At 73.6% G+C, this 22,635-nt stretch carries 18 protein-coding genes; 11 read left to right on the top strand and 7 right to left on the bottom strand.

Annotation, left to right across the window (positions count from 1 at the left end):
- Nucleotide 1: 1 nt before the first annotated feature.
- The 3 genes from ACFYSC_RS13830 to ACFYSC_RS13820 form a co-directional block, all read right to left on the bottom strand.
- Nucleotides 2–952: a hydroxymethylglutaryl-CoA lyase gene (locus ACFYSC_RS13830; protein WP_389960884.1), complete on the bottom strand. Its 951-nt coding sequence runs from the start codon at nucleotides 950–952 to the stop codon at nucleotides 2–4.
- A gap of 70 nt (nucleotides 953–1,022) precedes the next feature.
- On the bottom strand, nucleotides 1,023–3,011 hold the full coding sequence (locus ACFYSC_RS13825; RefSeq protein WP_389961132.1) for a biotin carboxylase N-terminal domain-containing protein: 1,989 nt from the start codon (nucleotides 3,009–3,011) through the stop codon (nucleotides 1,023–1,025).
- Nucleotides 3,012–3,084: 73 nt separating this feature from the next.
- Nucleotides 3,085–4,653 (bottom strand): carboxyl transferase domain-containing protein, encoded by a 1,569-nt coding sequence (locus ACFYSC_RS13820; protein ID WP_389960882.1) that lies wholly within the window; start codon nucleotides 4,651–4,653, stop codon nucleotides 3,085–3,087.
- A 101-nt stretch (nucleotides 4,654–4,754) separates the two neighbouring features.
- On the opposite strand from ACFYSC_RS13820, the gene ACFYSC_RS13815 reads away from it, so the two are divergent.
- Nucleotides 4,755–5,393 (top strand): TetR/AcrR family transcriptional regulator, encoded by a 639-nt coding sequence (locus ACFYSC_RS13815; protein WP_389960880.1) that lies wholly within the window; start codon nucleotides 4,755–4,757, stop codon nucleotides 5,391–5,393.
- A 66-nt stretch (nucleotides 5,394–5,459) separates the two neighbouring features.
- Here the strand turns inward: ACFYSC_RS13815 and ACFYSC_RS13810 are convergent, their stop codons facing one another.
- Both ACFYSC_RS13810 and ACFYSC_RS13805 read right to left on the bottom strand, forming a co-directional pair.
- Nucleotides 5,460–5,957 (bottom strand): hypothetical protein, encoded by a 498-nt coding sequence (locus tag ACFYSC_RS13810; protein ID WP_389960878.1) that lies wholly within the window; start codon nucleotides 5,955–5,957, stop codon nucleotides 5,460–5,462.
- A gap of 492 nt (nucleotides 5,958–6,449) precedes the next feature.
- Entirely contained in the window at nucleotides 6,450–7,511 is a 1,062-nt protein-coding gene (locus ACFYSC_RS13805; RefSeq protein WP_389960876.1) for a hypothetical protein, read from the bottom strand.
- A gap of 197 nt (nucleotides 7,512–7,708) precedes the next feature.
- On the opposite strand from ACFYSC_RS13805, the gene ACFYSC_RS13800 reads away from it, so the two are divergent.
- Nucleotides 7,709–9,928: a thiamine pyrophosphate-dependent enzyme gene (locus tag ACFYSC_RS13800; RefSeq protein ID WP_389960874.1), complete on the top strand. Its 2,220-nt coding sequence runs from the start codon at nucleotides 7,709–7,711 to the stop codon at nucleotides 9,926–9,928.
- Between the two features lie 174 nt (nucleotides 9,929–10,102).
- Nucleotides 10,103–10,486: a DUF2730 family protein gene (locus tag ACFYSC_RS13795; RefSeq protein WP_389960872.1), complete on the top strand. Its 384-nt coding sequence runs from the start codon at nucleotides 10,103–10,105 to the stop codon at nucleotides 10,484–10,486.
- A 50-nt stretch (nucleotides 10,487–10,536) separates the two neighbouring features.
- On the opposite strand, the gene ACFYSC_RS13790 is transcribed toward ACFYSC_RS13795, so the two are convergent.
- Nucleotides 10,537–11,679: a magnesium and cobalt transport protein CorA gene (locus ACFYSC_RS13790; protein WP_389960870.1), complete on the bottom strand. Its 1,143-nt coding sequence runs from the start codon at nucleotides 11,677–11,679 to the stop codon at nucleotides 10,537–10,539.
- A gap of 235 nt (nucleotides 11,680–11,914) precedes the next feature.
- Here ACFYSC_RS13790 and ACFYSC_RS13785 point away from each other — a divergent pair, with 235 nt between their 5' ends.
- The 8 genes from ACFYSC_RS13785 (at nucleotide 11,915) to ACFYSC_RS13750 (ending at nucleotide 21,889) form a co-directional block, all read left to right on the top strand.
- Nucleotides 11,915–12,604, top strand: a complete 690-nt coding sequence (locus tag ACFYSC_RS13785) for a M50 family metallopeptidase (protein WP_389960868.1) — start codon at nucleotides 11,915–11,917, stop codon at nucleotides 12,602–12,604.
- 365 nt (nucleotides 12,605–12,969) lie between these two features.
- On the top strand, nucleotides 12,970–15,678 hold the full coding sequence (gene lanKC / locus ACFYSC_RS13780; RefSeq protein WP_389960866.1) for a class III lanthionine synthetase LanKC: 2,709 nt from the start codon (nucleotides 12,970–12,972) through the stop codon (nucleotides 15,676–15,678).
- Between the two features lie 7 nt (nucleotides 15,679–15,685).
- Entirely contained in the window at nucleotides 15,686–15,817 is a 132-nt protein-coding gene (locus ACFYSC_RS13775) for a SapB/AmfS family lanthipeptide (RefSeq protein ID WP_362929411.1), read from the top strand.
- A gap of 34 nt (nucleotides 15,818–15,851) precedes the next feature.
- Complete coding sequence (locus ACFYSC_RS13770) at nucleotides 15,852–15,980, top strand: SapB/AmfS family lanthipeptide (protein ID WP_389960863.1); 129 nt, start codon at nucleotides 15,852–15,854, stop codon at nucleotides 15,978–15,980.
- 42 nt (nucleotides 15,981–16,022) lie between these two features.
- Nucleotides 16,023–16,154 carry a SapB/AmfS family lanthipeptide gene (locus ACFYSC_RS13765; protein ID WP_362929415.1) on the top strand — a complete coding sequence of 44 codons (132 nt, stop codon included), beginning with the start codon at nucleotides 16,023–16,025 and terminating at the stop codon, nucleotides 16,152–16,154.
- Between the two features lie 118 nt (nucleotides 16,155–16,272).
- Nucleotides 16,273–17,985 carry an ABC transporter ATP-binding protein gene (locus ACFYSC_RS13760; RefSeq protein WP_389960861.1) on the top strand — a complete coding sequence of 571 codons (1,713 nt, stop codon included), beginning with the start codon at nucleotides 16,273–16,275 and terminating at the stop codon, nucleotides 17,983–17,985.
- Nucleotides 17,982–19,778 carry an ATP-binding cassette domain-containing protein gene (locus tag ACFYSC_RS13755; protein WP_389960859.1) on the top strand — a complete coding sequence of 599 codons (1,797 nt, stop codon included), beginning with the start codon at nucleotides 17,982–17,984 and terminating at the stop codon, nucleotides 19,776–19,778. Before ACFYSC_RS13760 ends, ACFYSC_RS13755 begins: the two co-directional genes overlap by 4 nt.
- Nucleotides 19,775–21,889 carry a prolyl oligopeptidase family protein gene (locus tag ACFYSC_RS13750; protein ID WP_389960857.1) on the top strand — a complete coding sequence of 705 codons (2,115 nt, stop codon included), beginning with the start codon at nucleotides 19,775–19,777 and terminating at the stop codon, nucleotides 21,887–21,889. Before ACFYSC_RS13755 ends, ACFYSC_RS13750 begins: the two co-directional genes overlap by 4 nt.
- On the opposite strand, the gene ACFYSC_RS13745 is transcribed toward ACFYSC_RS13750, so the two are convergent.
- Nucleotides 21,877–22,560: a response regulator gene (locus tag ACFYSC_RS13745; protein WP_389960855.1), complete on the bottom strand. Its 684-nt coding sequence runs from the start codon at nucleotides 22,558–22,560 to the stop codon at nucleotides 21,877–21,879. The genes ACFYSC_RS13750 and ACFYSC_RS13745 overlap by 13 nt on opposite strands.
- Nucleotides 22,561–22,635 lie beyond the last annotated feature (75 nt).

Raw genomic sequence — 22,635 nt, 5'->3', positions numbered from 1 at the left:
ACTACTCCTTGACGTCGGGGCCGGCCGCGCCGGTGGGGGTCTCCCCCAGCGCCTGGACGACCCGGGAAGGGCTGGGACGGCCGAGCCTCGCGGCCAGCCAGGTGCTGGTCTCCACCAGTGAGGCGAGGTCGAGACCCGTCTCGACGCCGAGGCCGTGCAGCATCCACACCAGGTCCTCGGTGGCGAGGTTGCCGGTGGCGCTCCCGGCGTACGGGCAGCCGCCGATGCCGCCGGTGGAGGCGTCGACCACGGTCACGCCCGCCCGCAGCGCGGCCAGGGTGTTGGCCAGGGCCTGACCGTAGGTGTCGTGGAAGTGCACGGCCAGCCCGGAGGGCCCGCCGAACGCGCCGATCAGCGCGGTGACGTGCCCGGGGGTGCCGACGCCGATCGTGTCGCCGAGCGACAGCTCGAAGCAGCCCATGTCGAGCAGCCTGCGGCCGACCTCGACGACCTGGCGGACCGGGGTGGGGCCCTCCCAGGGGTCGCCGAAGCACATCGACACGTACGCCCGCACCCGCAGGCCGTGCTCCAGCGCCCGCGCCACGACCGGCTCGAACATCTCGAACTGCGAGGCGAGCGTGCGGTTGAGGTTGCGGCGGGCGAAGGTCTCGGTGGCGCTGGCGAAGACCGCGATCTCCTCGACGCCGTGCTCCAGCGCCCGGTCCAGGCCGCGCTCGTTGGGGACGAGCACCGGGTAGCGCACGCCGGGGACCTTCTCGACGAGGCCCAGCAGCTCGGCGGCGTCGGCGAGCTGGGGCACCCACCTGGGGTGCACGAAGCTGGTCGTCTCGATCACCCGGTGCCCGGCCGCGGCCAGCCGGGCGACGAACTCGGCCTTGACCCCGACGGGCACGACCGCCTGCTCGTTCTGCAGCCCGTCGCGCGGCCCGACCTCGTAGATCGTGACCCGGTCGGGCAGCCCGGCCTCCCGGACCGCGTACGGTTCACGCATCACGCCTCCCGTCCCGCCGTCGTGCACGGCTCACGCACCGGGTTCCGCTCCACCGCGTACGGCTCGCGCGTCACCGCTGCTCCTCCTCGTCCCGCGGCCGGACGACCGCCAGCACGGCGTCCATGTCGACCGCCTGGCCCGCCCGCACCGGCAGCTCGGCGACGACGCCGGCGACCGGCGCGGTCACGGTGTGCTCCATCTTCATCGCCTCGACGATGACCAGCGGCTGGCCCTCGGTGACGCCCTCCCCGACCCCGGCCTTGACCACCAGGACCGTGCCGGGCATGGGGCTGCGGACCACCCCGTCGGCCGCGCCGCCCGCGCCCGCGCGGTCCCCGGGGTCGCCGAGGTGGTGGCGGGTCAGGGCCCAGGAGGCGCCGTCGCGGCCGAGCCAGACGGTGTCGCCGTCGCGGGCGACGGCGTAGCGCCTGCGGACCCCGTCCAGGGTGACGAGCAGGTCGTCGCCGTCCAGGACCAGCGTGGCCCGTACGGCGCCTGCGTCCTCCGGAGCCCCGGCGGCCGGGCGCACCTCGGCCCCGGCGGGAGACCCGGGGAGCCCGCGCACCCGCACCTCGGCCACGCCGTCGCGGCTCTCCAGCCGCCACGGGGTCCACGCCGCGTCCCCGAGCCGCCAGCCGTCGGGCACGTCCCACGGGTCGGCCTGCACGGCGGGCGTCCGCTCGTGGTGCAGGAGCAGGGCGGCGGCGACCGGCACGTCGGCGGGTACGGCCCCGCCCGCGGCGAGCTCGCCGAGGTGTCGCTCGACCAGGCCGGTGTCGAGGGCCCCGGAGACCACCTCGGGGTGGGTGAGCAGGGCACGCAGGAAGGAGACGTTGGTCGGCACGCCGAGCACGACCGTCCCGGCGAGCGCCCCGTCCAGCCGCCGCAGCGCGCTCGCCCGGTCGGGACCCCAGGCGATCACCTTGGACAGCATCGGGTCGTAGTCGCTGCCGACCGTCCCGCCGGTCATCAGGCCGGAGTCGACCCGGACGCCCTCGGGCTCGCGCAGCGCCAGGACCCGGCCGCCGGTCGGCAGGAAGCCCCGGGAGGGGTCCTCGGCGTAGACGCGGGCCTCCACGGCGTGGCCGCGCAGCCGTACCTCCTCCTGGGTGAGCGGCAGCGGCTCGCCGGCGGCGGCCCGGAGCTGCAGCTCGACCAGGTCCAGGCCGGTGACCAGCTCGGTGACCGGGTGCTCGACCTGCAGGCGGGTGTTCATCTCCATGAAGTAGTAGTCGCCGGTGGCGCCCTGGACGATGAACTCGACGGTGCCGGCGCCGACGTAGCCGACGGCCCTGGCCGCCTCGACGGCAGCCGCGCCCATGCGGGCCCGCGCGGCGTCGTCGAGCAGCGGGGACGGCGCCTCCTCGATGATCTTCTGGTGGCGGCGCTGGAGGCTGCACTCGCGCTCGCCGAGGTGGACGACGTTGCCGTGCGTGTCGGCCATCACCTGGATCTCGATGTGGCGGGGGTTGTCCACGAACCGCTCGATCAGCAGGGTCGCGTCGCCGAACGCCGCGGCGGCCGTACGGCGGGCCGACGCCAGCGCCTCGGGCAGCTCCCCGGCGGAGCGCACGAGCACCATGCCCTTGCCGCCGCCGCCCGCGGACGGCTTGATCAGCGCGGGGAAGCCGACCCGCTCGGCCGCCGCGACGAGGTCGTCGCCGGGTTCGGCTCCGCCGGGCACGACGGGGACCCCGGCCGCGGCCACGGTCTCCTTGGCCCGGATCTTGTCGCCCATGGCCTCGATGGCCCCGGGCGGCGGGCCGACGAACACCAGCCCGGCCTCGGCGCAGCGCCGGGCGAAGACGGCGTTCTCCGCCAGGAACCCGTATCCGGGGTGGACGGCCTGGGCGCCGGTCGCCTCGGCGGCGGCCAGGATCCGGTCGATGTCGAGGTAGCCGCCGCCGAGGCGGACCGCGACGTCGGCCTCGCGGACGTGCCGGGCGCCGGCGTCGGCGTCGCTGTACACGGCGACGGAGCGGACGCCGAGCCGCCGGAGCGTCCGGATGACGCGCAGGGCGATCTCGCCGCGGTTGGCGATCAGGACGGTGTCGAACATCCCGGGCCCGGCCCCGGGGCGGGCGGCCCCCGGGCCGGTCGGGTCATTGGCTGCAGGGTTGGTCATGGGGCACTCACATCCGGAAGACGCCGTAGCCGACGGGGTCGAGGGGGGCGTTGGCCGCGGCGGACAGGGCCAGGCCCAGGACGGTGCGGGTGTCGAGGGGGTCGATGACGCCGTCGTCCCAGAGCCGGGCGGTGGAGTAGTAGGGGTTGCCCTGGTCCTCGTACTGCCTGCGGATGGCGTCGGGGTCGGCGTCGCCGACCGTGGACAGCACGTTGGCGGCCTGCTCGCCGCCCATCACGGAGATGCGGGCGTTCGGCCACATCCACAGGAACCGGGGCGAGTAGGCCCGTCCGGCCATGGCGTAGTTGCCCGCGCCGAACGAGCCTCCGACGACCACGGTGAGCTTGGGCACCCTGGCGCAGGCGACCGCGGTGACCATCTTGGCGCCGTGCTTGGCGATGCCGCCGGCCTCGTAGGCCCGCCCGACCATGAACCCGCTGATGTTCTGCAGGAAGACCAGGGGGATGGAGCGGCGGTCGCACAGCTCGATGAAGTGCGCGCCCTTGAGGGCGGACTCGGCGAACAGGATGCCGTTGTTGGCGATGATCCCCACCGGGTGGCCGTGGATGCGGGCGAAGCCGGTGACGAGGGTGGCGCCGTACTCGGCCTTGAACTCGCCGAACCGGCTGCCGTCCACGATCCGAGCGATGACCTCGCGCACGTCGTACGGTGTGCGGGTGTCGGCCGGGACGATCCCGTACAGGTCGCGGGGGTCGTGCGCCGGCTCCTCCGGGGCGGCGCGCTCCCACGGCGCGGGGGTGCGCGGGGCGAGGGTGGAGACGATGTCGCGGACGATCCGCAGCGCGTGGGAGTCGTCCTCGGCCAGGTGGTCGGTGACGCCGCTGACCCGCGAGTGCAGGTCGCCGCCGCCGAGCTCCTCGGCGGTGACCTCCTCGCCGGTGGCGGCCTTCACCAGCGGCGGCCCGCCCAGGAAGATCGTGCCCTGGTTCCGCACGATGACCGCCTCGTCGCTCATCGCCGGGACGTAGGCGCCGCCGGCCGTGCAGGAGCCGAGGACGGCGGCGATCTGCGGGATGCCGCGCGCCGACATGGTGGCCTGGTTGTAGAAGATCCGGCCGAAGTGCTCGCGGTCGGGGAAGACCTCGTCCTGCCGGGGCAGGAACGCGCCGCCGGAGTCGACGAGGTAGACGCACGGCAGGTGGTTGTGGAGGGCGACCTCCTGGGCCCGCAGGTGCTTCTTGACCGTCATCGGGTAGTAGGTGCCGCCCTTGACGGTGGCGTCGTTGGCGACGACCACGCACTCTCGGCCGGAGACGCGGCCGACGCCGGTGATGATCCCGGCCGCCGGGGCGTCGCCGCCGTACATCCCGTTCGCCGCGAGCTGGGACAGCTCCAGGAAGCGCGACCCCGGGTCCAGGAGGGTGTCGACCCGGTCGCGGGGCAGCAGCTTGCCGCGTGAGACGTGTCTGGCCCGCGACCGCTCCGGGCCGCCCAGCGCGGCGACGGCGACGCGTTCGCGCAGCTCGGCCACCAGCCGTTCGTTGACCTCGGCGTTGCCCTTGAAGGCGTCACCGCCCGGATCGCAGGTGCTTCGCAGCACCGGCCAGCCACTCATGCGCTCTCCTCTTCGGCGCGGCGGCCCGGCCGTCACGACCGCGACCGCCGCCCGGCCGCGTCGCCGCGGGCCGGTGGATGACAACGTCGTCTTCACCGAAGATGTTAGTCATCGTTAACGTCAGCGTCTACCATGCGGGTGTGACGACCGCTCCGCCCTCCGCTCGCGCCCGCGGCTCGCGACGCGTGGAGATACTCGACGCCGCCGCCGCGCTGTTCGCCGCGCGCGGCTTCCACGGTGTGTCCATCGAGGACATCGGCGGCGCGGTCGGCGTCTCGGGCCCCGCCCTCTACCGGCACTTCAGCGGTAAGGAGGCCCTGCTGGCCGAGATGCTGCTGGACGTCAGCGAGCGCCTGCACGCCTCGGCGGGAAGGTGCGTCACCGAGGCCCCCGACGCCGAACACGCCCTGGACGCCCTGCTCAACGGGCAGATCGAGTTCGCGCTCAGCCATCCGGCGCTGATCACCGTGCACGATCGCGAGCTCGGCAACGTCCCCGAGCCCGCCCGGCGCCGGATCAGGCGCCTGCAGCGGCTGTACGTGGAGGAGTGGGTGACCGTGCTGAGCGAGATCTATCCCTCCTGCCCCGCGGCGCGGCTGCGCGCCGCCACCCACGCCGTCTTCGGGCTGCTCAACTCCACGCCGCACAGCGCGGGCGACCTCGCGCCCGAGCTGATGGCCAGGCTGCTGCGCGGGATGGCCCGCGCGGCGCTCGCCACGGTCGTGGTTAAGGAACGCTAACGGCGGCGGACCCGTGGGTCCGCCGCCGTCAACGACTCAGGCGGGGCCGCCGAGCCTGCCGGGGTGTCAGCTGCCCGGAGCCGTCATCGGGCGCGGCAGCGGGTGCGGTGGCGGGTACGACGGCGGGTACACCGGCGGCCTCGGGTACGGCGGGTACCCCACCGGCGGGTACGGCGGTCGCGGATACGGCGGGTAGTACACCGGCGGCCGCGGATACGGGTACGGCGGGTAGTACACCGGCGGCCTCGGGTACGGGTACGGCGGGTAGTAGACCGGCGGCCTCGGGTAGCCCGCGGGCACGCAGTCGTACTGCGGGCAGGGCAGCGTCACGCACTGCCTGGGATGGGGCACGCAGACCCGGCCCGGACCGCAGTTGACGTACGCGCACGGCGAACCGGGCTGGCAGGCGGCCTCCTTGGCCGCCCCCTTCGCCGCGGCCGCCCCCTCGGCCACCGCCGCGCGGGCGGCGGGCGCGGACGCGGCCTCCGCCGCCACCGCCGAGGTGGCGGCCATCGATCCGGCCACGGTGATCGCGGCCAGAAGCGGAATAAGTTTTCGGAGCATTCCTCCCCCTTGTCATGATCGGTGATGCTCTGAATAGATGCTCGCACCGGCCATGTTTGCTGACGGCAAAACGACCCTCAGAAAGGCGGATGGCTTCCCCGATAAAAGTGACTGATCATCTCGATCGGCGCATGAGTGATTGGGGAGGAATATCACGGTATTCAGCTATAAGACCAGGCCATCACGGCCGTAGGGGTGAATGGCGACATGAAGGGACTTAGAGCTTTAAATCACCGGCCGAACGGCCAAGGGTGCACCAAAAAACCCGTCATCATATGGGATTTCCCCAGGGGGATGAAAAGCCGCCTGGCCGCACCGGACCGCGATCCGGCCGGGCCCGCCGGAAGCGCATGGCCGTACCGGACCGCGATCCGGCCGGGCCCGCCGGAGGCGCATGGAGCCGGGCATGGGAACGGCCCGGACGCCGAAGCGCCCGGGCCGCATCCGGACCGGCCGGCGCCGCCCCTGGAGGGGGCGGCGCCGGAGCGGACGTCAGCGCCTGATCACCCTGACGTAGTCGCTGCCGCTGGAGTCGGGGCGGAAGTCGTCGTCACCGGCAAAGACGAACTTCCAGTGACCCGACCGGTAGGCCTTGGCCTTGGTGTAGAGGCGGCCGGAGCCGTTGGACCACGTGTTCCTGACGTGGCTCCACTTGCTCGACCCCGCGGGCTTGAAGTACAGGCCCACCTTGGCGCGGTAGCCCTCCCAGCCGGAGTCGTCGACCTGGAGCCTGCCGGTGAAGCTCAGGTACCGGCCGTGGCGGACGGGCTCCGGCGAGGCGTTGAACCGGGTGACACGGCTGGCGCCGCGCTCGGGCTCGGGCTCCAGGACCCGCACGTGGTCGGTGCCGCTGTAGGCCCTCTCGACGTCGTGGCCGCCGGCGAACACGGCACGCCAGGTGCCGGACCGCTCGGCGGTCCCGCTCTCGGAGAACCTGCCGTACCGGTCGGTCCGGTCGGAGCCGACCTTCTCCCACCGCGAGGAACCGTCGGCGCGGAACAGGATGTCGACCGTACGGTCCGCGTAGCCGTGCCAGCCGTGCCGGCCGTCGACGAGCAGGCGCCCGTTGACGTTGAGCCTGCCGCCCTTGCGCACCGGCTCCGGCCACGCGTTGAACTCGGCGATCCTTGTCTCGAGGTGCTGGTGCCGCCTGACGTCGACGGTGAACCGGCCGCTCTCGGAGTCCTCCTTGCCGTCCTCCCCGTGGGCGATGGCGAGGAAGCTCCACTGCCCGGCGCGACTCTTGACGTCGAACGTCTTGGACGCGAACCACCTTGTCTGGAGTCCGTAGGGAGCGGACTTCACCTCGAGCGAGGTCCAGGCGCTGGCCCCCGGCGCCTTGACCTGGAACTCGGCCTTGCCGGCTCCCTTGGTGAGGAAGCTGAAGTCGGCTCCGACCGGCGAACCGGTCACCACGATCGGATTCGGACGGATGCGTACATCGGAGACGACCGGATCCGCTGCGGTCGCTGTCGCCGCCATCGCGGACGGGGCCAGGGCGAGTGCTCCGACGCCCACGGTCAGCGCGACGGCGGCTCTGGTGCGTTGCAACATTCGGGTGTCCTCCCGTTGGTTGAACGCGGCATGAGGGTGCCACGTCGTACTTCAAGTAGACGTACTAGACAGGTCAAGGGTTGTTAAACATGACAAACTGTCAAAAATCCGTGTCAGTTAGACCGTTCCACTCCTGCCTGTCAGGTCAAAGAGGCCAAGCGCGGGACGGCGCCCAGCTCGGAGGACATAATCGAGCTGTGGCGCGCGACACTGTTGAGACACACTTCGCCGAGGCCGTGACCGCCCTCGCCGCGGGGACGCCGCGGGATCCCGCCCTCCCCGTGCGGGACGACACCGCCCTGACCGGGGCCCGCTGCCGGGAGCTGTTCGAGTTCCAGCTCGGCAGCAGGCTCCTCGACGTCACGGCGCGCCGGCTCCGCGAGCAGGGCGAGGGCTTCTACACCATCGGCTCCGCCGGGCACGAGGGCAACGCCGCGGTCGCCGCGGCGCTGCGTCCCACCGATCCCGCGCTCCTGCACTACCGTTCCGGCGCCTTCTACCTCGCCAGGTCGGCGATGGCCGGACGCCTGCCCGAGGAGGGGCTGCGCGACGTGCTGCTCGGCCTGACCGCCGCCGCGGAGGAGCCGATCGCCGGGGGCCGCCACAAGGTCTTCGGCCACCCCGAGCTGGCCGTGATCCCGCAGACCTCCACGATCGCCAGTCACCTGCCGCGCGCGGTCGGCGTGGCGTTCGCCATCGAGCGCGCCCGGGCGCTCGGCGTGCCGGGCGCCTGGCCGGAGGACGCCGTCGCGGTGTGCGGCCTCGGCGACGCCTCGGTCAACCACGCCAGCGCCCTGTCCGGTTTCAACACCGCCGCCTACACCGCCTACCAGCGGCTGAGGCTGCCCCTGCTGTTCGTCTGCGAGGACAACGGCCTGGGCATCAGCGTGCGCACCCCCGAAGGATGGGTGGAGGCCGCCCGTCACCCGCTGCTGCCGTACTTCGCGGCCGACGGCTGCGACCTGGCCGACGTCCACGACGTCGCGGCCGCCGCCGCCGAGCACGTCCGGGCCCACCGCTCCCCGGCCCTGCTGCACCTGCGCACCGTGCGGCTGATGGGCCACGCCGGCTCCGACGTGGAGATGTCCTACCGGACCAAGCGCGAGATCGACGCCGACCTGCGGCGCGACCCCCTCGTCGCCACGGCCCGGCTGCTGGTGGAGGCGGGCCTGGCCACGCCCGACGAGATCCTCGCGCACTACGAGACGATGCGCGAGCACCTGTTCAAGATGGCGCTGGAGAGCTCGCGGCGGCCCAGGCTCGCCTCCGCCGCCGAGGTCGTCGAACCACTGGCCCCCCGCTCACCCGAGCGGGTCGCCGCGGCCGCCTCGGCCGTGTCCACCGCCGCGTCGTCCCGGGAGAAGGCGTTCGGCGGCAGGCTCCCGGAGCGGGAGGGGCGACTGACCCTCTCCCAGGCGATCAACCGGACCCTTGCCGACGCGCTGGCCGCCGACCCCGGCATGCTGGTGTTCGGCGAGGACGTCGCCCGCAAGGGCGGCGTCTACGGCGTCACCCGGGGCCTGCAGCGGCGCTTCGGCGCCGGCCAGGTGTTCGACACCCTCCTCGACGAGCAGGCCGTCCTCGGCCTCGCGCTCGGCACCGGCGTCTCCGGACTGCTGCCGGTGCCCGAGATCCAGTATCTCGCCTACCTCCACAACGCCCTCGACCAGATCAGGGGCGAGGCGGCGACGCTGTCCTTCTTCTCCCGCGGCGCCTTCCGCAACCCGATGGTGGTCCGCGTCGCCTCCTACGCCTACCAGAAGGGCTTCGGCGGTCACTTCCACAACGACAACTCCGTCGCCGCGCTGCGCGACATCCCCGGCCTGGTCGTGGCCTCCCCCGCGCGGCCCGACGACGCGGCCTCGATGCTGCGCACCTGCCTGGCCGCCGCCCGCGCCGACGGCAGCGTCTGCGTCTTCCTTGAGCCGATCGCCCTGTACAACACCCGCGACCTGTTCGACGACGGCGACAACGGCTGGCTCTCGCCGTACGCCCCGCCGTCGCGCTGGGCCGAGACGCACGTTCCGATCGGGCGGGCCCGCAGCTACGGCGAGGGCCGCGACCTGACCATCCTCACGTTCGGCAACGGGGTGCGGATGAGCCTGCGCGCCGCGGTACGGCTCACCGCCGAGGGGTACGGCTGCCGGGTCGTGGACCTGCGCTGGCTGTCCCCGCTCCCGGTGGACGACCTGATGCGCGCGGCCGAGCTGACCGGCAACGTGCTGATCGCCGACGAGACCCGCCGTACCGGCGGGGTCTCCGAGGGCGTCGTCGCCGAACTGCTGGACGCGGGCTTCACCGGCAGGATCGCCCGGGTCACCTCCTCCGACAGCTTCGTTCCCCTGGGAGACGCCTCGCGTCACGTGCTGCTGTCGGAGGACGACATCGAGGCCGCCGCCCGCAAACTGCTCGGCTGACCTTCCGCCGCGTCTCTGAGAACCGGTCGTCTAGCCGCACCCCGGAAATCGTCGAACACGCCTGCGGACCACTCCGGAACGTGTTCAATTGATTCCGCACGGTTTCGGATTTTCGGCCCGCCCCCCGGTCAGGCGGCCCTCCGCTGAGGAAAACCAGGAGGTACCATGCCCGACGTGGCATTGAAGAGCACCCGCAGGCGCGTCTCGGACCTTGAGTCCTGGGCGTTCAGGACGAGCTCGGATCTGGCCGACATCAAGGAGACGCTGAACGATCTCCCCAAGATCATCCGGGAGGAGGTCATGACGTACACCGTCCCGATGTTCGAGGAGATCCTCAACAGGATGGCCACCAAGGAGGACCTCTCCGCGCTCTCGACGAAGGTCGACGGCCTGGAGAAGAGGTTCGACGGCCTCGAAACGAAGGTCGACGGCCTGGAGAAGAGGTTCGACGGCCTGGAGAAGAAGGTCGACGGCCTGGCCGACCGGGTGGGCGCCATGGAGAGCCGGATGGACTCCATGGACGGCAAGCTGGAGTTGATCCTGGCGAAGCTGAACTGATGTCCCGCGGCGGGGGCCCGGGGTCACGGCCCGGGCCCCGCCGAGCGGCCCTACAGCCAGTCGCGGCGTTTGAAGACGAGGTACAGCGTGACGCAGACGGCCGCCATCAGCAGCACCGCGAACGGATAGCCGAAGACCCAGTGCAGCTCCGGCATGTGGTCGAAGTTCATGCCGTAGATGGTGCCGACGAGGGTGGGGGCGAACAGGATCGCGGCCCAGGCGGAGATCTTCTTGACCTCCTCGTTCTGCGCGTTGCTGGCCTCGGTGAGCCTGGTCATGTGCTCGTTCTGGGCCTGGGCGACCATGGTGGAGTTGACCACGAGGATGTCGTGGAGCATCTGCCGGAAGCCGCTGACCCGTTCCGACACGGTGATGGCGTGGTCGGCGACGTCGCGCAGGTAGCGCTGCAACTCCTGGTCCATCCCGTACTTGTCGGCACCCGCGATGAACCCCTCGATCATGCCGAGCAGCGGCCGGGTGGCCCGCTGGAACTCGATGACCTCCCGGGACAGCTCGTAGATGCGGCGGGAGACGCCGGGCTCGTTGCCGAAGACCTGCACCTCGATCTCGTCGATGTCGTTCTGCAGGCCGGCCACCACCGGCGCGTAGCCGTCCACGACCGCGTCCACGACGGCGTAGAGCACCGCCTGGGGGCCCTGGCGGAGCAGCTCGGGGTCCGCCTCCATGCGCCGGCGGACCTGGGACAGGTCCGGCGCCTCGCTGTGCCGTACGGTGATCACGAAGTTGCGGCCGACGAACAGGTGCAGCTCGCCGAAGTCGACCTCCTCGACCTCGTCGACGTAGCGGGCCGGGCGCAGCACCACGAAGAGGGTCTCCCCGTAGCGGTCGGCCTTGGGACGCTGGTGGGCGACGATGGCGTCCTCGACGGCCAGCTCGTGCAGGTCGAACTCCTCGGCGACGTTGTAGATCACCCCGTCCTCGGGACGGTAGAAGCCGATCCAGGCCATGCTGCCGGGGGTGTTCTTCAGGCACTCGAACGCCTCGGGCAGCGATCCCGGCGTGGCGGCCCGCCGCCCGTCGACGTAGATCGCGTTGTCGATGACGTGCGACCGGGTGGAGATCGGCTCGGCCTCGGCGGAACGGGGGTCCATCGACCGCTCGGGGGAGTCGCGGTCGACATCGGGGCGGCCGCGCATCCGGCTCCGCATGCCCAGTATCCGCCGGTCAGCCACCTGCTCCTCCTCGTCCGCCCCGCCGGGCGCCCCGATCCTGTGCGTGCCCGCGCCGTCTACCCGGGCGGTCGCCGGGAAACCTCGCGGACGCGGTCCGCGCCGCAGGCCGGAGCGGCCGGCGCCCGGATCCGGCCTCGTCTCCTTTCGACCTTATCGCCGGTAGACCAAGCGTCATGGGACCCTTTGCTCCGGCGACGTTGAGGGGAAGTGAACTTTGAACGAGGTGTTGGAATCCTTGACCGCGACCCAGGCGGGGCCGCCCCCGTGGGTCGTGCTGCTTTCGGCGGCGGTCGCGCTGGCGACGGTGGTGTGGTCCAGGTCGTGGCACCTGACCAGGGGGCTGATCACCATCGCGCACGAGGGCGGCCACGCGCTGGCGGCGCTGCTCACCCGGCGCAAGCTCCAGGGCATCCGGCTGCACTCCGACACCTCCGGGGTCACGCTGACCCGGGGCAAACCGCGCGGGCCCGGGATGATCCTGACCGCCGCCGCGGGCTACGTCACCCCCTCCCTGCTGGGCGTGGGCGGTGCCTGGCTGACCGCCAACGGGCACGTGGCGATCCTGATCGCGGTGGTGATCGGGCTGCTCGCCGGCATGCTGCTGCTGATCCGCAACCTGTTCGGCGCGGTGAGCCTGCTGGCGACCGGTGGGGCGATCTTCGCGGTCACGTGGTACTCCCCGCCGGAAGTGGACGCGGTCCTCTCCTGTCTGGCCGTGTCGTTCCTGCTGTTCGGCGGCGTCCGGCCGATCCTGGAGCTGCGGCGCAAGCGGCGCCGGGGCCACGCCCCCGACTCCGACGCCGACCAGCTCGCCCGGCTGACCTTCCTGCCCGGCGGGTTCTGGGTGCTGCTGTTCCTGCTGGTGGCGTTCGCCTGTCTGGCGGGCGGGGCGTGGCTGCTGAACCCGCTGCCGTGGCCGGCCTAGGGTCTCGTCCGCGATCATCCGCCCGGCCCGGGTTCCCGCCCGCGATCATCCGTCCGGCCGTTCCGGCGGTCCGTCACGCTCAGTGACGGGCCGGATAGGCAAACCAACTCTGTTACCCGATATATACCCTCATACTCACATTGAACGTGGTAATTTCGGTCAAGAACGACAACCTCTTCGGTCTCCGACCGGGAAGCGCGGAAAGTTTTTCTGAACAACTTTCGCATCCCTCACATAAGCCCAGGTCAGACCAAATGTCATGACTTGACTCGTGAGATTTACACGGGTGAGACGTGTAGCTTGTAACTGGTTATTTCTCGGGTTATCCGGAATTCTCTCCCCTGGAAGACAGCAGGGAGATTGCCGTGAATGACCACTATGAGCTTTATTGCCTAGCGGACCCGATCTTCTACGACACTCTCGACAGTGACCGGAGCGAGCACCCCGATTTCCCGCTCGCCGGCCGGGAGGTGCCGGAGGGTTGGGCGCACCAGCCGACGGACACGTGGATGCACTACGCGCCCGGCGACGCGAGGACGCCGAAGCAGGGCTGGAAGATCCACGTGTCGGCGTGCCTGGACGACGCCGAGCGGGCGATGGAGCTGGTCTGGGACTACTGCGTGCCCCGTGGGATCGCGTTCAAGTTCCTGCGCAGCCGGCCGGTCGTGACGATGCTGAACTCCAAGGCGGCCCCCCGCGGGTCCAGCGGCAAGCTGGTGACGATCTACCCCGTGGACGAGGCGCAGCTGGAACTCACGCTGAAGGAGCTGCACGAGCTGCTCCGCGGCGTCTCCGGCCCCTACATCCTCAGTGACCTGCGTTACGGCGAGGGCCCGCTCTTCGTGCGCTACGGCGGCTTCGCCACCCGGTACTGCCTGGACGACAAGGGCGAGACGGTGTACGCGATCGAGGACGCCGACGGGCGGCTGGTGCCCGACGTGCGCGGGCCGTCCTTCTCCGTGCCGTCCTGGGTGACGCTGCCGGAGTTCCTGGAGTCGCACCTCGCGGCCCGCAACGCGGTCACCACGGGCGGCCTGCCGTACGAGATCGAGAGCGTCCTGCACTTCTCCAACGGCGGAGGGGTCTATCTCGGGCGGGAGCTCCGCGGGGGCAGGCGCGTGGTGCTGAAGGAGGCCCGCCCGCACGCCGGCCTCGACGCCGCAGGCCGCGACGCCGTGGCGCGCCTGGGACACGAGCGCGACATGCTGGAGCGTCTGGCCGGGCTGGACTGCGTGCCCGAGCTGATCGACTACTTCGTCCTGGGCGAGCACCACTTCCTGGTGCAGGAGTTCGTCGACGGCAACCCCCTGCAGCGGCAGCTGGTGCAGCGCTATCCCCTCACCCGGGCCGGCTGCGACGCCGGGACCCTCGCCGAGTACACCGCGTGGGTCATGGAGACGCTTCCGGCGGTCCGGCGGGCCGTCGACGCGCTGCACGAGCGCGGCGTGGTCTTCGGCGACCTGCACCCCAACAACATCCTCATCACCGCCGAGGGCCGCCTGGTGATGATCGATTATGAGGTGGCGACCCTCGCCGAGGAGCGCGGCCGCGCCGCCCTGGGCCACCCCGCGTTCAACGCGCCGCGCGGCCGCCAGGGCGTCGAGATCGACGAGTACGCGCTGGCCTGCCTGTGCTTCGGACTGTTCGCGCCGCAGCTCACCGTCACCCAGTCACTCGACCGGGCCAAGGTGTTCCAGCTCGCCGAGCTGGTCGTCGAGACCTTCCCGGTGCCGCCGGAGGTGGTCCGGGAGGCGGTCCGCACCATCGTCGGCGACGACCCGGTGACGCCGCGGCCCCTCCCCCGGCTCGCCCCGGGCGACTGGCCCGCGCTGCGGGACGCCATGTGCCGGGCGATCCTGGCGAGCGCCACCCCCGGGCGCGACGACCGTCTCTTCCCCGGTGACGTGGCCCAGTTCAGGCCGGGCGGCGGCCTGAACCTCGCCTACGGCGCGGCCGGCGTGCTCTACGCGCTGGACGCCGCCGGGGCCGAGGTCCGTCCCGAGCACGTGGAGTGGCTGCGCCGCCGCGCGGCGTCCCCCGTCTCCGGGACCGGCGTCGGATTCTACGACGGGCTGCACGGCGTCGCCTACGTCCTCGACCGGCTCGGGCACCGCCAGGACGCGCTCGACGCGGTCGAGGTGGCCATGCGGGAGAAGTGGGAGGTGCTGGAGCCCGGCCTGTTCGGGGGTCTGGCCGGCGTCGGGCTGAACCTCCTGCACCTGGCCGGCACGACCGGCGAGCAGGCGCTCGCCGACCTGGCGCTGCGTGCCGTCGGCGTCTGCGCCGACCGGCTCGGCGGGGTTGAGGACGTGCCGGAGACCAGCGGCGGCGGCAACCCGCGGGCCGGGCTGATGTACGGCTCGTCCGGGCCCGCCCTCCTCTTCCTGCACGCCTACGAGCGGACCGGCGACGCCGGGCTGCTCGACCTGGCGGCCGTGGCGCTCCGGCAGGACCTGCGGCGCTGCGTCACCGTCCAGGACGGCTCGCTGCAGGTCACGCAGGGGTGGCGCACGCTGCCCTACCTGGACGAGGGGTCGGTCGGCATCGGCCTGGCCCTCGCCCGCTACCTGGCCCACCGCGACGACGACGGCTTCCGGACCGCGCTGCGCGACTGCATGCGCGCCGCCCGGAGCCGCTACTACGTCCAGCCGGGGCTGTTCACCGGCCGGGCCGGCATGATCGCGGCCCTGGCCGCGGTCCCGGAGCCGGAGGAGTCCACGGAACTCTCGCCGGGCGACCCCGCCCGCAGCGGCGCGAGCTCCGCGGGCCCCATGGGTTCCGCCGGCTCCGGGACCGCCACAGACCTCGCCGAGCAGATCAGGGGACTGGGCTGGCACGCGCTGTCGTACGGCGACGGCCTGGCCTTCCCCGGTGACCAGCTGCTCAGGCTTTCGATGGACTTCGCGACCGGCACGGCCGGAGTCCTGTTCGCGATGAGCTCCGCGCTGGGCGACCGGCGGGTGCTCCTCCCCTTTGTCGAGCCGCCCGGCGGCGCGGGTGCCCTGTCCATGGCACTGCCCGCGCACGAATCCGCCGAGCGGCTTTCCCCCCGCGAGCCTTCGAAGGAGGTGTGACAACAGCATGGTACTTCTCGACCTCCAGAACCTGGAAGCCCCCACCGGGGGTGGCGGTGGCGGTGGCGGCAGCTCGCTGACCGTTCTCGGTTGCGAGTCCCACACGCCGAGCAACCTCAGCGTGGCGCTCTGCCACTGATCCTCTTCCCGATCGCCAGAAACGGAGTAACACCATGGTTCTTCTCGACCTTCAGGCTCTCGAGGCTCCGACCGGTGGCGGCGGTGGCGGCGGCAGCACGCTGACCGTCCTGGGTTGCGCGTCCCAGACCCCCAGCAACCTGAGCGCCCTGCTCTGCCACTAGTCGTCCCCGGATCACCAGGAATCACAAGGAAGAGGTAAGAAAATGGTTCTTCTCGACCTCCAGGCTCTCGAGACCCCCGGCGGCGGCCACGGCGGTGGCGGCGGCAGCTCGCTCACCGTCCTGGGCTGCGAGTCCTACACGCCGAGCAACCTGAGCCTGCTGCTCTGCCACTAGTGACACCCCGTGCCCGGGTCGGCCGATGACGGCGGCCGTCCCGGGCACGGCCCGTTCCACGGGGTTTCTCCGAGCCCCGCCGGACGGGCCCCAGGACTTTCGAGCGAAGGAGGGACCGGTGCGGACGGCGGACCGGCTGCTCGCCCAGACCGTACGGCGCGGCGGCCCCTGGCTGGGCGTCCTCGCCGTCTCCTCCGTCGCCGGGGCGCTGGCCGAGCTGGCGCTCCCCTACGCGCTGGGCCGGGCGGTGGACGCCCTGGTCGCGGCCGGCCCGGCGGGCGGGGCCTGGACCTGGGCGGGCGTCTGCGCGGCACTCGTGGCCGGGGCGGTCGCCTGCGACGCCCTGGGCGTCTGGGGCGCCGGGGTGAGCGGCGCCCAGGCCACGGCGTGGCTGCGCCTGCGGATGCTGCGGCACGTCCTCGGAGCCGGGCCCGCGCTGACCCGCCGCCTCTCCGAGGGTGATCTCGTCACCCGGATGGGGGTGAACGCGGAGGAGGCCGGGCGGGCCCCGGAGGCGCTCGTCACCGCGGCGGCGCTGGTGATCCCCTCGGCGGGCGGCATCGTCGCGCTCGCCCTGATCGACGTCCGGCTGGCCCTGACCCTGGTCGGCGGCCTCGTCCTGATCACGTTCGTGCTGCGGGCGTTCCTGCGGGCCGGCACCTCGATCGCCGGCGGCTACCAGGAGGCGCAGGGCGACATCGCCGCCCGCCTGGTCGACGCGCTGGCCGGGGCCCGGACGATCGCCGCCGCGGGCACCGAGGCGGTGGAGAAGGCCCGGGTGCTGGCCGCGCTGCCCCGGCTGCGCGGGCACGCCATGGACATGTGGCGGGCCAACGCGAGCGCCGGTGTGCGGGCGGGTGCCGTGGTGCCGCTGCTGGAGGTGGCGGTGCTGGCGGTGGGCGGGCTGCGGCTGGCCGACGGCGGGCTGACCGCCGGCGAGCTGTACTCCGCCGCCCGCTACGTCGTGCTCGGCGCCGGCATCGGCTCGGCGCTCGGCCAGGTCGCCCGGCTGGCGCGGGCGCGCGCCGCGGCGGGCCGCATCACGGAGCTGACCGCCGGGACGCCGCGGGCCCACGGGGAGAGCCCGTTGCCCGCCGGTCCCGGAACGCTGGAACTGCGCGGCGTGCGCGCCGAGGGGCTCGGCGAGATCGACCTGATCGTCCCGGGCGGCTGCTCGGTGGCGGTGGTCGGGCGCTCCGGCAGCGGCAAGTCGGTCCTGGCCGCGCTCGCCGGGCGGCTGGCCGACCCCGCCGCCGGGACGGTCCTGCTGGACGGGGTGCCGCTGCCCCGGCTGTCGGCCGGGGCGCTGCGCCGGGCGGCCGGCTACGCCTTCGAACGCCCGGCGCTGGTCGGCGACACCGTCGAGGACGCCGTCGGGCTGGGCCTGGACGAGCCGGACCCGGGAGCGGTGCGCCGGGCCGCGCGGGAGGCGTGCGCCGACGCGTTCGTCCGGCGGCTCCCCCTGGGATACGGCACGCCTCTGGACGACGCCCCGATGTCGGGCGGGGAACGGCAGCGCCTGGGGCTGGCGCGGGCGTTCGCGCACGGGAGGCGGCTGCTCGTCCTGGACGACGCCACCTCCAGCCTCGACACCGTCACCGAGCGGCAGGTCGCCGCGGCGCTGGCCGGGCGGCTCGGCGGCCGTACCCGGCTGGTCGTGACGCACCGCGCCGCGACCGCGGCGGCGGCGGACCGGGTGATCTGGCTGGACGGCGGGCGGGTGCGCGGCTACGACACGCACCCGACGCTGTGGGAGGACCCGGCCTATCGCGCCGTCTTCCAGGTGGACGACACGCCTCCCGGCTCCGCACCCGTGCGGGGGACGCCGTGAACCGCCCGGTCCGCCGGGCGCTTCGCCGCGACCCGCGCCTGCTCGTCAGGCTCGCCGTGTGGTCGGTGGCGGAGACCGCGCCCGCCCTCGTCGTGGGCCTGGCCGTGGCGCGGGCGATCGACGACGGCTTCGCCGCGGGCCGGCCCGGCACCGGTTTCGCCTGGCTGGCGGTCCTCGCCGCCGCCTGGCTGGTGGGCGCGGCGGGCGCGCGGCAGGTCGTGCTGGCCGTCGCCGCGATCGTGGAGCCGTTCCGGGAGGACCTGCTCGGCCACGTCGTGGAGGGCGCGCTGGACCGCGCGTCCGCCGCCGGGCACGGGCCGGGCACCGCGGCCGTGGCCCGGTCCAACCTCCAGGTGGAGCTGGCCCGTGACGCCTTCGCCTCGGTCATCACGGTGGTCAGGTCGTTCGCCTTCACCGTGGTGAGCGTGGTGCTGGGGCTGAGCGCGCTGGTCCCCGAGGTGCTGGTCCTGGTGCTGCCGCCGTTCACGGCCGGCGTCGGGCTGTTCCTGCTGTCGCTTCCGGCCATGGCCCGGCGGCAGCGGGAATTCCTGCTGGCCGACGAGCGCACCGCCGGGTCGCTGGCCGGCGCGGTGGGCGCCCTGCGCGACATCACCGCCTGCGCGGCGGAGGACAGGGTCGCCGCCTCCGTCGGCGCGCGGGTGGCCGAGCAGGCCGCCGCGGGACGGTCGCTGGCCCGGGTGACCGCCCTGCGCACGCTGTCGCTGGCGGTGGGGGGCCGGCTGCCGGTCCTGCTGATCCTGGCCGGCGCCCCCTGGCTGCTGTCGCGGGGCGCCGGGGCCGGGGTGATCCTCGGCGCGCTGGCGTACGTGACGCAGTCGCTGGCCCCGGCGCTGGGCAACCTCGTGCAGGGGCTGGGGATCAGCGGCGTCCGGCTGCGGGTGTCGCTGGACCGCATCCTGCGGCCGGACGCCCCACCCGGCCCCGTCTCCCTCGCCCTCCCCGCTCCCGCGGCCGTCGCCTTCGAGCGTCCCGCCCTCCCCGCCGGCCCGCCGTCCCCCTCCCCCGGTCCCGCGGCGGCGCCGTACGGTCCCGCCGGGCGGGTCGCCGTACGGAACGTCCGCGCCGAGCTGCGCGGGGTCACCTTCGCGTACGGCCCGCACGCCGAGCCGGTCATCTCCGGGCTGGACCTGTCGATCCCCGAGGGCGACCACCTCGCCGTGGTGGGGCCCAGCGGCATCGGCAAGTCGACGCTGGGCGCGCTGCTGGCGGGGGTGCTCCGGCCCGGCGCGGGCCGCGTGGAGGTCGGCGGCGTCCCGGCCGACCGGCTCGACCCGGCCTGCCGGGTGCTGATCCCCCAGGAGGCCTATGTCTTCCGGGGCACGCTGCGGGACAACCTCACCTATCTTTCGCCGGCGTCGCGTGAGGAGCTGGACGCCGCCGCCCGCGCGGTGGGCCTGACCGCGCTGGCGGAACGGCTGGGCGGCTACGACGCCGAGGTGTCCTCCGGCGCGCTGTCCCCGGCCGAGCGGCAGCTCGTCGCCCTGACCCGCGCCCACCTGTCCCCGGCCCGCCTGGTGATCCTCGACGAGGCGACGTGCCACCTGGATCCGGCGGCGGAGGCCCGCGCGGAGGAGGCGTTCGCCCGCCGCGGCGGCACCCTCGTCGTCATCGCGCACCGGCTGACGTCGGCGACGCGGGCGCGGCGGATCCTCGTCATGGACGGCACCAGCGTGCGGCTCGGCGGGCACGAGGAGCTGCTCGCCGCCTCTCCCCTCTACGCCGACCTGGTCGGCCACTGGGACCCCGCGAAACCACAGGAGATGGTGCCGTGATCTATCCCCCCGCCGAGCGGCAGCCGATCGTCGACCACCCGCACGGGCGCGCGGTGGCCGACCCCTACCGGTGGCTGGAGGACGCCGGCGATCCCCGGACGCGGGAGTGGCTGGCCGCGCAGGAGAGGCTGTGGCGCGGCCACGCGGACGCGCTCGCCGGGCGCGCGGCGTGGCACGGGCGGGTGGCGCGGCTCATGTCCGCGGGGATGGCGGGACCGCCGCTGTGGCGGGGCGGGCGCCGGTTCTTCCTGCGCCGCGAGGCGGGCCAGGAGCACGCCGTGCTGTACACCGCCGGTCCCGACGGGGCCGAGCGGGCGCTGCTCGACCCGGCGGAGCTCGATCCGTCCGGGCTGACCGTCCTCGACTCCTGGCAGCCCGACCTGGACGGGCGGCTGCTGGCCTACCAGCTCTCCAGGAACGGCGACGAGCGTTCGGAGCTGCGGGTCCTCGACGTCGCCACCGGACGGCCGGTGGACGGTCCGATCGACCGCTGCCGCTACTCGCCGGTGGTCTGGCTGCCCGGCGGGAAGGCGTTCTTCTACGTGCGCTCGCGGCGGGTGTGCCTGCACCTGCTGGGCACCCCCGCCGACGACGACGCGGTGGTCTGCGGCGACGAGCGGTCCTACGGTCTGGGGATGAGCGCCGACGGCCGCTGGCTGACGGTCTCGGCGGCCTCCGGCGGCGGAAACGACCTGTGGCTGGCCGATCTGTCGGCCGGGCCGCCGGAGCGCCCCTGCCTGCGGGTGGTCCAGGAGGAGGCGGCCGCGGTGACGGTGCCCGCGGTGGGCCCGGACGGGCGTCTTTACCTGCTGACCACGCTGGACGCCCCGCGGGGCCGGTTGTGCGTCGCCGACCCGGCGCGGCCCGGCGTGGCGGGCTGGCGGGAGCTGGTCGGCCCCGACCCGGAGGCGGTGACCGGGGACTTCGCGTTCGCCGGGGAGCCCGGCGCGCCGGTGCTGCTCGTCGGCCGCACCCGGCACGCGATCAGCGAGATCGCCGTGCACGATCCGGCCACCGGCGGGAGGCTGGGCGAGGTGCCGCTGCCCGGCCTCGGCGCGGCCGGGCGGATGTTCACCCGCCCCGAGGGCGGCCCCGAGGTGTGGTTCACCTACACCGACGGCGTCAGGCCGACGAGCGTGCACCGCTACGACACCCGCACCGGGCGGACCACGCCGTGGGCCGCCGCGCCCGGCGCCGTCGAGGTGCCCGGGATCGTCTCCCGCCGGCTCGTCTGCGCCTCGCGGGACGGCACGCCGGTGCGGATGGTGGTGCTCGCCCGGCCCGGCGACGGCCCGCGCCCCGCGGTGCTGTACGGCTACGGCGGGTTCGGCCGGCCGATGACGCCTTCGTACTCGGCGTACATCCTGCCGTGGGTCGAGGCCGGGGGCGTGTTCGTCCTGGCCCAGTTGCGCGGCGGCGGTGAGGAGGGCGCGGCCTGGCACCGCGACGGGGCGCTCGACCGCAAGCAGAACGCCGTCGACGACCTGGTCGCGGTGGCCGAGCACCTCGTCGCCGAGGGCTGGACCGCCCCGGACCGGCTGGGCCTGTGCGGCGAGTCCAACGGCGGGCTGGTGGCCGCGGCGGCGCTGACGCAGCGGCCCGGCCTGTTCGCCGCCGCGGTCTGCTCGGCCCCGCTGACGGACATGGCCCGCTACGAGCGGTCCGGTCTGGGCCCGTCCTGGCGGTCGGAGTACGGCTCCGCCGACGACCCGGAACAGCTCGGCTGGCTGCTGGGCTACTCCCCCTACCACCGGGTGCGCGAGGGCGTGGACTACCCGGCGACGCTGCTGGCCGCCTTCGGCGGTGACTCCCGCGTGGACCCCATGCACGCGCGCAAGCTGTGCGCGGCGCTGCAGTGGGCGACCTCGGGGACACGGCCGGTGCTGCTGCGCCACGAGGAGGGCGTCGGGCACGCGGCGCGCTCGGCGAGCCGGTCGGTGGGGCTGGCGGGCGACCTGCTGGCCTTCCTCGCCGAGCACACCGGCCTCCGGCTCGCCCCGGAGCCCGGCCCGGGGCTCGGGACGGGCATCGCATCGGAGCCGTTCGCGGGGGTTCCCGGGCCGGCGCCGTACGCGCCGCCGGTCGTGGACGGCCCCGGTCAGGCGCCCTGACCGGGGAGCGCGCCGGGCCGTCCCGGCGTGACCAGGCCGCACTGGTAGGCGAGGACGACGAGCTGGGCGCGGTCGCGGGCCGCCAGCTTGGTCATCGCCCGGCTGACGTGGGTCTTGGCGGTGGCCGGGCTGATCACCATGTGCGCCGCGATCTCGTCGTTGGACAGGCCGTGCGCCACCAGCGCCATCACTTCGCGTTCCCGGTTGGTCAGGACGTCCAGCCCGGTGGCGGAGGTCAGCGGGCGGCGGGCGACGAACTCGCCGATCAGGCGGCGGGTGACGGCCGGGGCGAGCAGCGCGTCGCCCCGCGCCGCGACGCGGACGCCGTGCAGCAGGTCGGCCGGCTCGGTGTCCTTGACCAGGAACCCGGTGGCGCCCGCGCGCAGCGCGTCGAAGACGTACTCGTCGAGGCCGTAGTTGGTGAGGATCACGACGTGCACCCCGGCCAGGGCGGGGTCGGCGGCGATCCGCCGGGTCGTCTCGATGCCGTTCATCACCGGCATCTGCACGTCGACGAGCGCGACGTCGGGCCGGTGCTCGCGGGCCAGGGCGAGGCCGCGGACGCCGTCCCCCGCCTCGCCGACCACCTGGAGGTCGTCCTCGGCCTCCAGCAGGGCGCGGAACCCCGCGCGGATGAGCGGCTGGTCGTCGACCAGGAGCACCCGGATCACGACAGGCCTCCGGCCGGGCACCACTGGGGCATGATCCTCATACCGGACACGGTAGAGCCCTGCCGGCCGCCTTTC

This window comes from Streptosporangium sp. NPDC004379, assembly GCF_042873875.1.
GTDB lineage: Bacteria > Actinomycetota > Actinomycetes > Streptosporangiales > Streptosporangiaceae > Streptosporangium.
The sequence above is the reverse complement of the archived record's forward strand: the minus strand, read 5'-3'. Positions and strand labels throughout refer to the sequence as shown.

Bases quoted from the DNA above. Each gene is read 5' to 3' on its own strand.
- ACFYSC_RS13775 (WP_362929411.1), top strand. From the start codon at position 15,686: ATGGTACTTCTCGACCTCCAGAACCTGGAAGCCCCCACCGGGGGTGGC.
- ACFYSC_RS13815 (WP_389960880.1), top strand. From the start codon at position 4,755: ATGTTAGTCATCGTTAACGTCAGCGTCTACCATGCGGGTGTGACGACC.
- ACFYSC_RS13820 (WP_389960882.1), bottom strand. From the start codon at position 4,653: ATGAGTGGCTGGCCGGTGCTGCGAAGCACCTGCGATCCGGGCGGTGAC.
- ACFYSC_RS13825 (WP_389961132.1), bottom strand. From the start codon at position 3,011: ATGTTCGACACCGTCCTGATCGCCAACCGCGGCGAGATCGCCCTGCGC.
- ACFYSC_RS13770 (WP_389960863.1), top strand. From the start codon at position 15,852: ATGGTTCTTCTCGACCTTCAGGCTCTCGAGGCTCCGACCGGTGGCGGC.
- ACFYSC_RS13765 (WP_362929415.1), top strand. From the start codon at position 16,023: ATGGTTCTTCTCGACCTCCAGGCTCTCGAGACCCCCGGCGGCGGCCAC.
- ACFYSC_RS13810 (WP_389960878.1), bottom strand. From the start codon at position 5,957: ATGCTCCGAAAACTTATTCCGCTTCTGGCCGCGATCACCGTGGCCGGA.
- ACFYSC_RS13830 (WP_389960884.1), bottom strand. From the start codon at position 952: ATGCGTGAACCGTACGCGGTCCGGGAGGCCGGGCTGCCCGACCGGGTC.
- ACFYSC_RS13805 (WP_389960876.1), bottom strand. From the start codon at position 7,511: ATGTTGCAACGCACCAGAGCCGCCGTCGCGCTGACCGTGGGCGTCGGA.